The sequence below is a fragment of the Kocuria sp. MNB10 genome (assembly GCF_054073685.1).
Map to the genome: position 1 here is coordinate 444,435 of NZ_CM133411.1, position 14,091 is coordinate 458,525.

General features: G+C 67.0%; 11 protein-coding genes and 3 pseudogenes. 7 read left to right on the plus strand and 7 right to left on the minus strand.

The features are described from left to right. The first annotated feature begins 91 nt into the window (after positions 1-91). Together exaC and ACW9PK_RS01970 are read left to right on the plus strand one after the other, a co-directional pair. Positions 92-1,615, plus strand: coding sequence for an acetaldehyde dehydrogenase ExaC (gene exaC, locus ACW9PK_RS01965; protein ID WP_064846902.1), 1,524 nt, complete (start codon positions 92-94; stop codon positions 1,613-1,615). Positions 1,616-1,642: 27 nt separating this feature from the next. After that, on the plus strand, positions 1,643-2,113 hold the full coding sequence (locus tag ACW9PK_RS01970) for a DUF779 domain-containing protein (protein WP_368844903.1): 471 nt from the start codon (positions 1,643-1,645) through the stop codon (positions 2,111-2,113). Here ACW9PK_RS01970 and ACW9PK_RS01975 read toward each other — a convergent pair. From ACW9PK_RS01975 to ACW9PK_RS02000, 6 genes and pseudogenes are all read right to left on the minus strand, one after another. Beyond that, a pseudogene (locus ACW9PK_RS01975) lies at positions 2,107-2,493 on the minus strand (integrase core domain-containing protein); the annotation flags it as partial. The gene ACW9PK_RS01970 and the pseudogene ACW9PK_RS01975 sit on opposite strands and share 7 nt — an antisense overlap. Before the next feature lie 27 nt (positions 2,494-2,520). Next, on the minus strand, positions 2,521-2,964 hold the full coding sequence (locus ACW9PK_RS01980) for a nuclear transport factor 2 family protein (RefSeq protein ID WP_457016330.1): 444 nt from the start codon (positions 2,962-2,964) through the stop codon (positions 2,521-2,523). 150 nt (positions 2,965-3,114) lie between these two features. Further along, positions 3,115-3,892: pseudogene (locus ACW9PK_RS01985) on the minus strand (DDE-type integrase/transposase/recombinase). A 394-nt stretch (positions 3,893-4,286) separates the two neighbouring features. Further along, the gene (locus ACW9PK_RS01990) at positions 4,287-5,150 is read right to left on the minus strand and encodes an SDR family oxidoreductase (protein WP_457016331.1); all 864 of its coding nucleotides are present in this window, start codon (positions 5,148-5,150) and stop codon (positions 4,287-4,289) included. A gap of 66 nt (positions 5,151-5,216) precedes the next feature. Then, a pseudogene (locus ACW9PK_RS01995) lies at positions 5,217-5,448 on the minus strand (IS481 family transposase); the annotation flags it as partial. Positions 5,449-5,694: 246 nt separating this feature from the next. Further along, the gene (locus ACW9PK_RS02000; protein WP_085106938.1) at positions 5,695-6,387 is read right to left on the minus strand and encodes a hypothetical protein; all 693 of its coding nucleotides are present in this window, start codon (positions 6,385-6,387) and stop codon (positions 5,695-5,697) included. Positions 6,388-6,543: 156 nt separating this feature from the next. Here ACW9PK_RS02000 and ACW9PK_RS02005 point away from each other — a divergent pair, with 156 nt between their 5' ends. From ACW9PK_RS02005 to ACW9PK_RS02015, 3 genes are all read left to right on the plus strand, one after another. Beyond that, on the plus strand, positions 6,544-7,182 hold the full coding sequence (locus tag ACW9PK_RS02005; RefSeq protein WP_368836126.1) for a nucleoside triphosphate pyrophosphatase: 639 nt from the start codon (positions 6,544-6,546) through the stop codon (positions 7,180-7,182). A 104-nt stretch (positions 7,183-7,286) separates the two neighbouring features. Continuing rightward, positions 7,287-9,092 carry an ATP-binding protein gene (locus ACW9PK_RS02010; protein WP_457016332.1) on the plus strand — a complete coding sequence of 602 codons (1,806 nt, stop codon included), beginning with the start codon at positions 7,287-7,289 and terminating at the stop codon, positions 9,090-9,092. Positions 9,093-9,337: 245 nt separating this feature from the next. After that, entirely contained in the window at positions 9,338-10,744 is a 1,407-nt protein-coding gene (locus ACW9PK_RS02015) for an MFS transporter (protein ID WP_457016333.1), read from the plus strand. Positions 10,745-10,868: 124 nt separating this feature from the next. Here ACW9PK_RS02015 and ACW9PK_RS02020 read toward each other — a convergent pair whose 3' ends face one another. Next, on the minus strand, positions 10,869-12,305 hold the full coding sequence (locus tag ACW9PK_RS02020; RefSeq protein WP_085106941.1) for an NAD(P)H-quinone dehydrogenase: 1,437 nt from the start codon (positions 12,303-12,305) through the stop codon (positions 10,869-10,871). A gap of 363 nt (positions 12,306-12,668) precedes the next feature. Between ACW9PK_RS02020 and ACW9PK_RS02025 the strand changes: the two genes are divergently transcribed. Then, a complete protein-coding gene (locus tag ACW9PK_RS02025) occupies positions 12,669-13,487 on the plus strand; it encodes a purine-nucleoside phosphorylase (RefSeq protein ID WP_457016334.1) in 819 nt (272 codons plus the stop codon). A gap of 119 nt (positions 13,488-13,606) precedes the next feature. Beyond that, complete coding sequence (locus ACW9PK_RS02030) at positions 13,607-14,038, plus strand: hypothetical protein (RefSeq protein WP_098053338.1); 432 nt, start codon at positions 13,607-13,609, stop codon at positions 14,036-14,038. Positions 14,039-14,091: the final 53 nt, after the last annotated feature.

Consider the following 14,091-nt stretch of genomic DNA (forward strand, 5'->3'; position numbering starts at 1 on the left):
ACGCATAAGGGGGCATGCGGGTGCCTGTCATGATGTCGGGGGCCTGGCTATAGTGTGGTGCACCTCACTTTCGGACAACAGGATGGTCGCCATGAGCGTGTACACCCAGCCCGGCACGGACGGATCCGTCGTCAGCTTCAAATCCCGTTACGAACACTTCATCGGCGGCGCGTGGGTGCCCCCGGTCAAGGGGCAGTACTTCGAGGACGTCACCCCCGTCACGGGCAAGGCGTTCACCGAGGTCGGCCGGGGAACGGCCGAAGACATCGAGGCCGCACTCGACGCCGCGTGGGCCGCAGCGCCGTCGTGGAACGCCTCTACGCCCGCGCAGCGAGCGCTCATGCTCAACAGGATCGCGGACCGCATGGAGGAGAACCTCGAGGTGATCGCGGTCGCAGAAACCTGGGACAACGGCAAACCCGTGCGCGAGACGCTCAACGCGGACATCCCCCTGGCCATCGACCACTTCCGCTACTTCGCCGGTGCGATCCGCGCGCAGGAAGGGCGGCTGTCCCAGCTGGACGAGGACACCGTGGCGTACCACTTCCACGAGCCCCTCGGCGTCGTCGGCCAGATCATCCCCTGGAACTTCCCCATCCTCATGGCCGTGTGGAAGCTCGCCCCGGCGCTCGCCGCCGGCAACTGCGTGGTGCTCAAGCCCGCCGAGCAGACCCCGGCGTCCATCCTGGTGCTCATGGAGCTGATCCAAGACCTGATCCCGGACGGCGTGGTCAACATCGTCAACGGCTTCGGCGTGGAGTGCGGCAAGCCGCTCGCGTCCAACAAGCGCATTCGCAAGATCGCGTTCACCGGTGAGACCACCACGGGCCGACTCATCATGCAGTACGCGTCCGAGAACATCATCCCGGTGACCCTGGAACTCGGGGGCAAGTCGCCCAACATCTTCTTCGAGGACGTCGCCCAGCAGAAGGACGGCTTCTACGACAAGGCCCTGGAAGGCTTCGCGTTCTTCGCTCTGAACCAGGGGGAGATCTGCACGTGCCCGTCGCGCGCGCTGATCCAGGAATCGATGTACGACCAGTTCCTCGCGGACGGGGTCGAGCGCGTCTCTCGCATCACCGCCGGCAACCCGCTCGACACCGACACCATGATCGGCGCGCAGGCCTCCACGGACCAGCTCGAGAAGATCCTGTCCTACCTGGACATCGGCAAGAAGGAGGGAGCGAAGGTTCTCATCGGCGGCGAGCGCGCGGAGCTCGAGGGCGACCTCGCTGGCGGCTACTACGTGCAGCCCACCGTGTTCGAGGGCACCAACGACATGCGCATCTTCCAGGAGGAGATCTTCGGTCCGGTGCTCTCGGTGGCGAAGTTCGGCTCGTACGACGACGCTATCTCGATCGCCAACGACACCCTCTACGGTCTGGGCGCCGGTGTGTGGGCTCGTAGCGGTAACACCGCCTACCGCGCCGGCAGGGCCATCCAGTCCGGCCGCGTGTGGGTGAACCAGTACCACAGCTACCCCGCGCACTCCGCGTTCGGCGGTTACAAGTCCTCGGGCATCGGCAGGGAGAACCACCTCATGATGCTCGACCACTACCAGCAGACCAAGAACATGCTCGTGAGCTACACCGAGAACGCGCAGGGCTTCTTCTAGACCCTGACCGGAAGGCGAGGAACCGTCATGAGCACCCCTTCATCACCGGCGGACCCGTCCCCGGCGGACATCGCCGATCCCGAACACCCCGTGGTGCTCGAGGCGACCGCTGCGGTACCCGGTGAGACCACCTCACGGGTCGGTTTCACCGGGCCCGCAGTGGCCCTGTTGCAGGAACTGTGGGAGCAACATGGACCCCTCATGTTCCACCAGTCTGGGGGCTGCTGTGACGGTTCCTCGCCCATGTGCTTCCCCGCCGGTGAGTTCCGCACGGGCGGGGCCGATGTCCTGCTGGGGACAGCCCGGTTGCCGTCCCCGACCGGCGAGGATCTCGGGGCCCTGGAGTTCTGGATCTCCGCCGAGCAGTTCGAGTACTGGCGGCACACGCGGTTGGTGATCGACGCCGTTCCCGGCCGCGGTGGGGGCTTCTCCCTCGAGGCACCCACGGGCCGGCGCTTCCTCACCCGCAGCGAACTGTGTGGGATCGAGGTGTACTGATCGGAGACGTTGGTCAATCGTGAGAAGGGTGCTGGTTCCCGCAGGCTGTGTGGGGCGGTGGTGGTTGTAGTAGTGCAGCCAGCCCTCGAGTTTCCCGCGGCGCTCGGCCTCGCTCGTATAGCAGCGGGCGTAGCCCCAGCCGTCGGCCAGGGTGAGGTGGAACCGCTCGATCTTCCCGTTGGTCTGCGGCCGATACGGCCTCGTGCGCTTGTGCCGGATGTCGAGGTCGATGCAGGTGTCTCGCCACAAGTGTGAGCGGTAGGCGCCGCCGTTGTCGGACAGCACCTCTCGACGGTGACACCACGCTGGTTGAACCACTGGACGGCCCGGACGAGGACGGCCGTGGCGGTGAGGGCAATGTCGTCGTCGTGGATCTCGGCAGGGCATTCAATGGCTGGGCGACAGGCTCACCAGGTGGGAAGTTCGCCGTGGCCTGGGGTCACGCGTCGCTCATCCTGACCGATGGGACGGTCGTTGATGCTGGCCTCGCGATGGGTCATGTAGCCCTGTGCGTCGAAACGCCACAGCTCATTGCCGTAGGAGCGCCACCACCGGCCGTCATGGTCGTGCCACTCATACTGGAATCGCACGGCGATCTGATCGTCGGTAAACGCCCACAGGTTCTTGCGGAGTTGATAGTCGAGTTCCTGATCCCACTTGGCGGTGAGGAAGGCAATCACCTGGTCCCGGCCGGTGATCGTCTGGTCACGGTTTCGCCACACGGTATCGACGCTGTAGGCCTGGGCGACCGTCTCGGGGTCGCGAGTATTCCAGGCGTCTTCGGCGGCCTGTACCTTGCGGGCAGCGGTTTCGGCGGTGAACGGTGGGATCGGGTTACGGGTTTGGGTCATGTGATGGCTCCTTGACCTGGGAGCGGATGTGTCAGTGGTTTGCGGGCGTTGGCCACATGGGTGGCGCCGGGTGGTACTCGATGCTTTTTTGTACCAGTTGTAAGAGAGCGTGTCGTTGGGAGTGGGGAACGAGCCGGCGACGGTTTCGGTTTAGGCCGCGAGTGTGAGCGGCTTGGTTAGTTTGGCTTCGAACTCGATGGGCGTCAACCCGCCGAGTCTGTCCTGGGCTCGTTGACGGTGATACTTCCGCTCGATCCAGACCACGATGGCCAGGCGCAGCTGCCGGGCCATCGCGCGACCACGGAACTGGCTATCTCTGTCGGCGTGCAGCATGCACCCGGCGACGTCGCCTCGGCGGGCGAGTGCGTTGCGGACCGCGTCCACGGCGAGTTTCGCGGTCATCCGCTCCGAGATCGAGTATCCGACGACGCGGGTGGAGAACACGTCTTCGATCGCGCAACAGTAGAGCGTGCCCTCCCTCGTCCAATCCCCCGTGATACCCCTCAGCCAGAGCCGGTTCGGCTCATCGGCGCGGAAGACCCGCTGGAGGTGGTCCTCGAACACCGGCGGGCCCGTTGTGTTCCCCTTCCCGCGCCGGCGAGCTCGGCAACGAGCGGGTATGTCAGTGTGGGCAGCCGCCGAAACGCAGATTCGCTTGCGACACATACGCCGCAGCCCTACTGAGCACCTCGTTGTCCTGCTCCAGGAGGCGGATCCGCTTCTTCAGCTCCCGAGCATCCGCCGCGTCCGACGCAGTCTGACCAGGCCGATTTCCTTCGTCACAGTCGACCTGACGGAGCCAGTTCTGCAGGGTCGCTTCGCTGATACCGACGTCGGTAGCAATCTATTTGATGGTGACGCCGCTCTCACGACGGTGAGCGACCGCGATAACGTCCTCCCGGAACTCTCTGGGATAAGGACCGGGCATGATGACATCCTCCCCGCCAGCGCCTCTCAACGCTAACGATCAGTCATCACCTACTCGTTCCCCACGCCCGGTCTCGACCACCAAGATGACCTACGACGCCCTGACTCGGCTATACGTCACCAAGCGCCGAGCGGAAGGAAGGAACGACCGAAAGATTCGCCGCTGCATCAAGCACTACCTAGCCCGTCACGTCTATCGAACCCTCAACGCTACGACCCCGAGCGTGAATGGCTCTTGACCGACATAGAAGAATCTGGGCACCCCTCGGCAGACGTCACCATCGGACGCCAGTGTGGGGTTTGCCGGCAGGGGCGAGGTCGGCGGGTAGTTCTGGTTGTCCGGTTGGAAGGTTGGACAAACAGAACTAGCCACTCATGCAGGTTCTACCGAGAGGTTAGATTGCGGCGACAGCCGAACGAACAGCCTCGGCCATGGACGTGGCCGGGCGTCCGATAAGCCTGCTCAGGTCTCCAGAGTTCACCAGGAGGTCTCCGCGGGCTATTCCCAGATCAGAATCTGCGAGGATTTCCGCGCCCCCCTCGGGCACTCCGACCCTGACGAGCATTGCGGCGTATTCGCGCGGCGGCAGGTCCTGGTAGGAGATGTGCTTGCCGGCCGCGGCGCTGATCTCTGCCGCAAGCTCGGCCATGGTGAACGGCTTGTCACCGCCGAGTTCATAGATCCTGCCGGCCTGGTCGTCGGCCAGCAGCACCGCGGCGGCCGCCTGGGCATAGTCTGCGCGGGAGGCGGCGCTCACCCGACCATCGCCGGCACTGCCGACGAGGGCACCCCGAGCGAGCACGCCCGGCAATTGGTCGGTGTAGTTCTCCAGATACCAGCTGTTGCGCAACAGGACGAAAGGAACGCCGGACTGCTCCAGGAGGGTCTCGGTGGCTTGGTGCTCGACGGCCAGCTTCATCCCACTACCGTCTGCGTTGGCGATGCTCGTGTAGGCGACCAGCTGGATACCCTCGCGCTGAGCGGCCTCGATCACGGTACGGTGCTGCTCCACCCGCTGGCCCACCTCGGAACCTGAGATCAGGAGGACTTTGCTGGCCCCCTCCATGGCCTTTCCTACGGAGGCCGCGTCGGTGTAGTCCAGCTTCCTCACGTGGACACCGCGCTGTGCCAGATCCGCGATCTTCTCAACCGCACGCCCTGCGGCCACAATCTCCTGCGGCGGAACGTTGCGCTCCAGCAGTGTCTCCACGACCTGGCGGCCAAGCTGGCCGGTAGCTCCGGTGATAACGATGCTCATGATGTCCTTCAATGGGGTCCTTGACGGAAGGTATAACCACCCCACCTTCCGATTACTTCCGAAAAGCCGGGAGAAGAACCCGATTGTGGTGGCTGCTTTCTCATCCTCGAGGGCCTCGGTGTAGGCCAGCCGGGAAAACCCGTCCACGGCGCTGGGAAGGTAGGTGTACCCGCCACGCTGCTTGGGCGCGTTCGGAAGCCAGGGCTTGGCGGGAGTCTCGCCCGTGGGCCCACCAACCACCACCGTCGGGGATTCTCCCGAGCTTCTTCACATCCAGGTGGCCACAGTGGGCCGGGAAACCCGGAACTTTGCAGCCACGTGAGCCTGGGGCACACCATCGTAAAGATGACGGTGCACCATCCGCAGAAGGCCGGTCGGGGTCAGGGGTGCATTAGCGTGGGTCATGAACGGGCTCTCTCGTACGCGTGGGTGGTGTAGGAACTTCCATCCCGCGACGAGCAGCCCGTTCCTCATCTCACCACCACACCCGTGCCAACAACCTCATCCCCCACAACAGCGAGGAAGCACCTTCATCGGGCCCGCGTCACTCGTGAACGGCGGCGCTCCGCGCCTCGGATCCCAGGTGCGGACCCGCCGTTCGCGCGCGGTCGTCCCGTCGGCGGAGGGCGGCGCGCCGGATGAGCCACCGGCTCACGAGCTGCAGGAGCAGCCCCGCGGCGAACGTCACGGCCATGAACGGGCGGTCGATGTCGAGCGGTAGGACCACGGCCGCCATGCACACCGCACCGAGCACGATGAACGCGGCACGAGCGATACAGCGGCACTCGGTGCGCCAATAACCACGGGGCAGCCGCACGGCCCGTCGGCATGTGGCGAGCGCCGCGAGCCACCCCGTTCCCAGTGGAACGGACAGTTGCGGGTACGTGAGTCCGGCGTCGCCCGGCAGGGCGATCACCGCGCCTCGAGCCACCACCTGGTTGGCAAGGATCAGGGCCAGGGTCACGGCCAGGGCGTCCAGCAGTATCGACGTCAGGGGGCGGGACAGCCATCGCGAAGGCCGCGCCGGTGGTGTCCCGGTGGCGTTCGTAAGGCCGATGCCGTCCGAGAGCCACGGCCCGTGCGGGAGCCCGGCTCCTATGGACGGCCCGTTCGCCAGCCCGGTCCCGAGGGACAGCGCGGGCCCGTTCGAGGCGTGGGATGCTGTCGCTGGTCGGGACCCGGTGACGCCGGAGAGGTCCCGTGGGATGCGCGCACCACGACGCACGATCTCGACCATCCGGGCCACCTCCCTCTCCACGCGCGCGGCCGACGTAACAGGGTACATCCAGATGCTTGAGGTTGCCCCTATTTGTATGATCGCGGCCCTCCCGCGAGCACACCCCTCCTCACCGGACCGACGTCCCCTCACCCGATCCGCCGTAGAGTGAGGGGCGTGCACCCCGCTCTCGTCCTGGCCTCGCAATCACCGGCGCGCGCATCCCTGTTGGAGCGCGCGCACATCCCGTACCGCGCCGTCGTCTCCCACGTGGACGAGGACGCCCTCGTGGCCGCGGAAGCCCCCGAGACCCCCGCAGAGACCGCCTTGCTACTGGCACGGGCCAAGGCGGAGGCCGTCGCAGCGCTTCCGGAAGCGGAGGGGCGGCTCGTGCTGGGTTGCGACTCCGTGTTCGAGCTCGACGGCGCCCCCTACGGCAAGCCGTACGAGCCGGACATCGCGATCGAGCGCATCAGCGCCATGAGCGGGCGCACGGGCACGCTGCACACGGGCCACTGGCTCGTGGATGCGCGCACGGGCGAGGCTTCCGGCAACGGCCTGGTCTGTTCCGCGGACGTGCACTTCGCCACCATGACACGCGCGGAGATCGAGGACTACGTGGCCACGGGTGAGCCCCTCCAGGTCGCAGGCTCCTTCACCCTGGACGGGCGGGGATCCCAGTTCATCGAACGGGTGGACGGGGATCCGAACGCCGTGATCGGGCTGAGCCTGTCCACCCTGCGTACCCTGCTCGCCGGGGTAGGGATCCGGGCGTCCTCGTGGTGGGGTGCCGCAGCACAGGGCGGGGCGCAATGATTTGTAGATCTTCCACAGTTACCGCACCGCGGTGCCCCCGCGCTTAGGCGTTCCCCGGCACGGGGCACTAACCTTTCGGCAGAGAGTCGACAAGGAGCTATCACGTGACAACCACCTCGCGGCAGCAAGAGGCCGCCACCGCAACCCGCCCCGTCACCAAGGTCCTCGTGGCCAACCGAGGGGAGATCGCGGTGCGCGTGATCCGCGCCGCGCGCGACGAGGGCATCGCCTCCGTGGCCGTCTACGCGGACCCGGACCGGGATGCGCTGCACGTGCGCATGGCGGACGAGGCGTACTCACTGGGCGGGACGACCGCCGCGGACTCCTACCTGCGGATCGACAAGATCCTCGACGCCGCTCGACGCGCCGGTGCTGACTCCGTCCACCCCGGTTACGGGTTCCTGTCCGAGAACGCGGAATTCGCCTCCGCGGTGATCGCGGCGGGACTCACATGGATCGGCCCTCCCCCGGCGGCGATAGCCCAGCTCGGTGACAAGGTCGCGGCCCGCCACATCGCGGAGAAGGTCGAGGCGCCGCAGGTCCCCGGCACCGCCGACCCGGTGTCCTCGGCCCAGGAGGTCCTGGACTTCGCGGACGAACACGGCCTACCGATCGCGATCAAGGCCGCCTTCGGTGGTGGCGGCCGTGGCATCAAGGTGGTGCGTGAGCGCGACGCGATCCCCGAGCTCTACGAATCGGCCGTGCGCGAGGCTACCGCCGCGTTCGGCCGCGGTGAGTGCTTCGTGGAACGGTTCCTGGACGCACCCCGCCACGTGGAGACCCAGTGCCTCGCGGACCAGTTCGGCAGCGTCGTCGTGGTGTCCACGCGCGACTGCTCGCTGCAGCGGCGCAATCAGAAGCTCGTGGAGGAGGCACCCGCGCCGTTCCTGTCGGACGAGCAGATCGAGCGGCTCTACGAGTCCTCCAAGGCCATCCTCAAGGAAGCCCAGTACCAGGGCGCAGGGACGTGCGAGTTCCTCGTGGGCCAGGACGGGACGATCTCCTTCCTGGAGGTCAATACGCGCCTACAAGTGGAGCACCCCGTGTCGGAGGAGGTCTCGGGACTGGACCTGGTGCGGGAGCAGTTCCGCATCGCCCGCGGTGAGGCTCTCGGCTACGACGACCCCGAGATCCGCGGACACAGCTTCGAGTTCCGGATCAACGGCGAGGACGCCGGCCGCAACTTCATGCCCTCCCCCGGCACGCTCACCACGTTCACCGTGCCCTCCGGGCCGGGCGTGCGCGTGGACTCCGGCGTGGAGGCCGGCGAGACCGTGGGCGGGAACTTCGACTCGATGCTCGCCAAGCTCGTGGTGACCGGTGCGACCCGCACGCAGGCCCTCGAACGGTCCCGCCGGGCCCTGCAGGAACTGACGATCGAGGGCATGCCCACTGTCGTCCCGTTTCACCGGGCCGTGGTGAGCGATCCCGCGTTCGCAACCCCGGACGACACCCCCTTCACCGTGCACACCCGGTGGATCGAGACGGAGTTCGACAACCGGATCGAGCCCTTCACCGTGGCACCCGAACCCTCGGCGGACGAACCCGAACGGCAGAGCGTCATTGTGGAGGTGGGCGGTAAGCGCCTCGAGGTGACCATGCCGCAGCTGGGAGGTGCGGCCCGCCCGGACGCGGCCCAGCCCAAGGCACGCAAGCAGCGCAGCGGACGCGGCACGGCGGCCCGCGGAGCCTCGGGGGATTCCCTCTCCTCACCCATGCAGGGCACGATCGTGAAGATCGCCGTGGCCAACGGGGACGAGGTCTCCGAGGGGGACCTGATCGTGGTGCTCGAAGCCATGAAGATGGAGCAGCCGCTCACCGCCCACAAGTCCGGTGTGATCAAAGACCTGGACGTGTCCGAGGGGGACACCGTCTCCGCCGGCACCGTGCTGGCCTCCATCACGGGCTGACGCCCCGGCGCATCGCTTTACGGGGCCGGGGCATCGCCCCGGAGCTCCCACCAATCCGTCGTAGCGGCCCCGGTTCGGAACAGGACCGGGGCCGCTACGCACCCGCTCGACGACGAGACCGGCCCAGCACGCGAACTGAGCGACGTTGAGGTTCCATCTCAGAATGTGGACGCCAGAATTCACCATGCGGTATGGCCGGTCTTATCTTGAAGGCATTTCGCCCCTGAGTCCCTGTGAGGTTCTTCATGTCTTCCACCGTGTCCACCGTGGATCCGGGATCCCCCGCGGAGCAATCACGTGTGCCCCGCAGCCGCGTGATCCTGGCGTCCCTCGCGGGAACCACGATCGAGTTCTACGACTTCTACGTGTACGCGACCGCTGCGGTGGCCGTGTTCCCCGCCCTGTTCTTCACGGGCGAGAACGACACCGCCAAACTGCTGGCCTCCATGGCCACGTTCGCCGCCGCGTTCTTCGGCCGGCCCATCGGCTCCGTGATCTTCGGTCATTACGGGGACCGGATCGGGCGTAAGGCCACCCTGATCGGCGCACTGCTGACCATGGGTATCGCCACGTTCCTGATCGGCCTGTTGCCCACGTTCTACCAGATCGGCATCTGGGCTCCCCTGATCCTCACGATCCTGCGCTTCTGTCAGGGCCTGGGACTGGGCGGCGAATGGTCCGGTGCCTCCCTGCTCGCGACCGAGTACGCGGAGGAGGGCAAACGGGCCCGCGCCGCAATGTGGCCGCAACTCGGCGCGCCGTTCGGGTTCATCCTGGCCAACGGCTTCTTCCTGCTGCTGACCGTGGTCATGCAGTTCGGCACCGCGGGTCACCACCTGGGCACGGGCCACCCGTTCCTGGTGTGGGGCTGGCGAATCCCGTTCCTCGCGTCCGTGGTCATGGTCTTGCTGGGCCTGTGGGTGCGGATCAAGCTGGAAGAGACCCCGGTGTTCCAGCGCGCGGAACAGCAGGGTGAGAAGGTCAAGGCCCCCGTAGCGGAGGTCTTCAAGACGTCGTGGGTGCAGATCATCCAGGGCACGTTCATCATGCTCGCCACGTACGTTCTGTTCTACCTGATGACCGCATGGGTGCTGTCCTACGGAATCGGCAAGCCGGAGACCGGTGGGCTGGGCATCGAGTACCGCACGTTCCTGATCCTGCAGTTGCTCGCCGTGCTGCTGTTCGCCGCCATGGTCCCCGTCTCGGGCTGGCTCGCGGACCGCTACGGCCGCCGCTCCTCGCAGCTCCTGATCACGAGCCTCATCCTGCTGTTCGGCCTGAGCTTCGCCCTGATCATGAACCCCGACCTCGTGGGCACGGGCGCGGATGCGTCCCTACTGCGCGTGCTGGTCTTCCTCACGATCGGCATGACCCTCATGGGCCTGACGTTCGGTTCCATGTCCGCGATCCTGCCCGAACTGTTCCCCACGAACGTGCGCTACACCGGTTCGGGCATCGCGTACAACGTCGCGTCCATCCTGGGTGCGGCGATCACCCCCTACATCGCGGTGCTGCTCAACGCGCGCTTCGGCGTGGGCGCGGTGGGCCTGTACCTGTCCTTCGCCGCCGTCATCACGCTCATCGCGCTGTGGTTCTCCCCCGAGACCCGGCACGTGAACATGTACACCGTGGGCACCAAGGCCGCCAAGTAGGCCTTCCGCTTCCACGGACGACGGCGCCGCGGTGACCTTCCGTACGAAGGTCACCGCGGCGTCGTCGTACCCGGGGTGCGAACCGTGCCCGCCGGAACGAGCGGTGCTCGCCCGAGCGGGGCAGTCAGCGGTGGACGTGCAAGCGGCGCGCGGCCTCCGCGATCGTGCCGGACAGGGACGGGTAGACCGCGAACGTGTCGGAGAGGTCGTCCACGCCCAGGCGGTGGGTCACCGCGAGCGCGATCGGGAAGATCAGCTCGGAGGCGCGCGGTCCCACGACCACGCCGCCCATGACCGTCCCGCTGCCGCGGCGGGCGAAGATCTTCACGAAACCGTCGTCCACGGCCATCATCTTGGCGCGCGGGTTGGTGGACAGCTTCATGGTCATGCCGGTGAACATCGTGGGATCCGCCTCGACGTCCGACTGGGAAATGCCCACGGAAGCGATCTCCGGGGACGTGAAGATGTTGGACGCGACCTCGCCAGTGTGCAGAGGGTGCACGGTGTCACCCAGGATGTGGGCCACGGCGATCCGGCCCTGCATGGCGGCCACGGAGGCCAGGGGCAGCACGCCCGTGCAGTCACCGGCGGCGTAGATCCCGGGGACGGACGTGCGGGAGACCGAGTCCACCTTGATGTGACCGCGCTCGTCCATGGCGACCCCGGCCTCCTCGAGACCCATGTCCGCGGTGTTCGGGATTGAGCCCACGGCCAGCAGGCAGTGCGATCCGCGCACCTTGCGCCCGTCAGAGAGCGTCACGCGCACGCCGTCCCCGGTGTTCTCCACGGAGTCGGCGCGGGAGCGGGACAGCACGCGCAGACCGCGGCGCTCGAAGACGTTCTCGAGCACCTGGGCGGCATCGGTGTCGGAACCGGGCAGCACCTGGTCGCGGGACGAGATCAGGGTGACCTCCGAGCCCAGGCCGTTGTACGCGGAGGCGAACTCGGCGCCGGTGACACCCGAACCCACCACGATCAGCTTCTCGGGGATCTCGGTGAGCTGGTAGATCTGCTTCCAGTTGAAGATCCGCTCGCCGTCAGGCTTGGCGGTGTCCATCTCCCGGGGGTGCGAGCCCACGGCGAGCAGGACGACGTTCGCGTGGAGTTCGTACTCGGCGTCGTCGTCGGAGGGGCTGACCACCACGGTGTGCTGATCGGCCAGGCGGCCGCGGCCCTGCACCACGCGCACGCCCACGCGCTCCAGGCCGCGCTTGATGTCACGGGACTGCGTGGCGGCGAGGCGCAGCAGGCGCACGTTGACGGTGTCCAGGTCCACGCGGAGGTTGTTCAACTCCTCGCTCGCGTCCTGACCGTCCCCCACGTGCACGCCCAGGTCCTTGGCGTCCGCGAACCGGTTCATGGTGTCCGCGGACGCGATCAGGGTCTTGGAAGGGACCACGTCCGTGAGCACGGCGGAACCGCCCATGCCCTGCTCCTCGATCACGGTGACCTCCGCACCGAGGGACGCGGCGACCAGTGCGGCCTCGTAACCACCGGGGCCGCCGCCGATGATCACGAGCTTCGGATTCGCAAATTCAGTCTGCACACTCACGGTCCCCATTGTTGCAGCATTTACCACGGGTGCTACCGCCCATGATGGTGGTCCGGGTCTTCCGCGGGCCGGTTACGAGTGGCCGAGTCAGCGAACACACGTCGTAGGAGGAGACATGTCCACCGTCGCTCTTGTTGTCGTCCTGGGCTTCGTCCTTTTCGTCGTCCCCGTCGTCGTCCTGGTCGTCGGGGTGGTTCTCACGGCCTCACTCCGCCGGCAGCGCCCGCCCGCGTCCGATCCGGCTCCTCCGCTCAATGGCCACGTGATGCGGGGTGCACCTCCCGCCGATCGTTGAGGACGACCCCTTGCCGGCAGGACCCTTGCCCGGGCCTTTCACGTCCGAGCGGTGGATCGCGGCTTAGAGTGGTGCCCGTGACTGAGAACGCAACGGCTTGCACGGATCCCTTCGACCTCGCCCGCCGCGCCGCGGACGTCCTGCGTGAGCGCACCGGCGTGCAGAGGCACCGGATCGCCCTGACCCTGGGCTCCGGGTGGGGCGGTGCCGCGGACCTCATCGGTGAGACCGAACACGAGATCCCCGCGACCGAGATCCCCGGCTTCTCCGCCCCCGCCCTGCAGGGCCACGGCGGCACCCTGCGTTCCATCCGGCTCACGAACGGGGATCACGCCCTGGTGATCGGGGCGCGCACCCACTTCTACGAGGGCAAGGGTGCGCGGGCCGTGGCCCACGGCGTGCGCACGGCCGCCGCGGCCGGAGCCGAGACCATGATCCTGACGAACGGATGCGGCGGACTGAACCCCGCATGGGCGCCCGGGACCCCCGTGTTGATCCGCGATCACATCAACCTCACCGCACACTCCCCGCTCGAGGGCGCCACCTTCGTGGACCTCACCGACCTTTATTCTCGGCGGATGCGGGACATCGCCCACCAGGTGGACCCCGGACTCGACGAGGGCGTTTACGCCCAGTTCACCGGACCGCACTACGAGACGCCGGCGGAGGTTCGGATGGCCAAGGTGCTCGGGGCGGACCTCGTGGGCATGTCCACGGCGCTCGAGGCGATTGCCGCGCGCCACGCCGGCCTCGAGGTGCTGGGGATGTCTCTCGTGACCAATCTCGCGGCGGGGATCAGCGACGAGCCACTGTCCCACGAGGAAGTGCTCGAGGCCGGCCAGGCCGCCGGTCCCCGGATCTCCCGGCTGCTCGCGGACGTCGTCGCAAAGTTGTGAGAACGCGCGCCGGTTCGGGTGCTCGATATCGACGGAATGTCGGCAAGTTCCGGTCCCAGGCACTAGACTGGACGCAGGAACGTAATGGGCCCGCCGCGGCGGTCTGAAAGGGTGAACTCATGGTCAGAAGAGCCGAAACACACACGAGCGATCAGTACTCCGCTGGGCGCACGGTGGAGGATGGCAGCCACGCGGTGACCGAGGACCACCGGGCCGCCCGCTCCGACCACGATTCCGCGTCCCGCCGCAAGCCGCAATACTCTGGCCAGGACGACGTCGTGAAGAACGCCATCCTCTTCGGCGGCGGTTTCATCACCATCCTGGTGAGCCTTTACCTCTTCGCGTCCTACCCGGACAGCTGGTTGTTGTTCCTGCTCGGGATCCTGGCCTACGGTCTGGCCCTCATGGTCCCCACCACGATCCTCAACGGCAGCACCGCCAAGCACTCCACGGGTGGCAAGGAAGTCACCCTGGACCTCCCGCGCGACGCCTCCGAGATGGCCCGCCAGCCCATCGGAGCGGGTCAGCTCCAGGACAACGTGAGCCACTGACGCACCACATCCACGACAGCCCCGCTCGTCCACCCGGATGAGCGGGGCTGTTT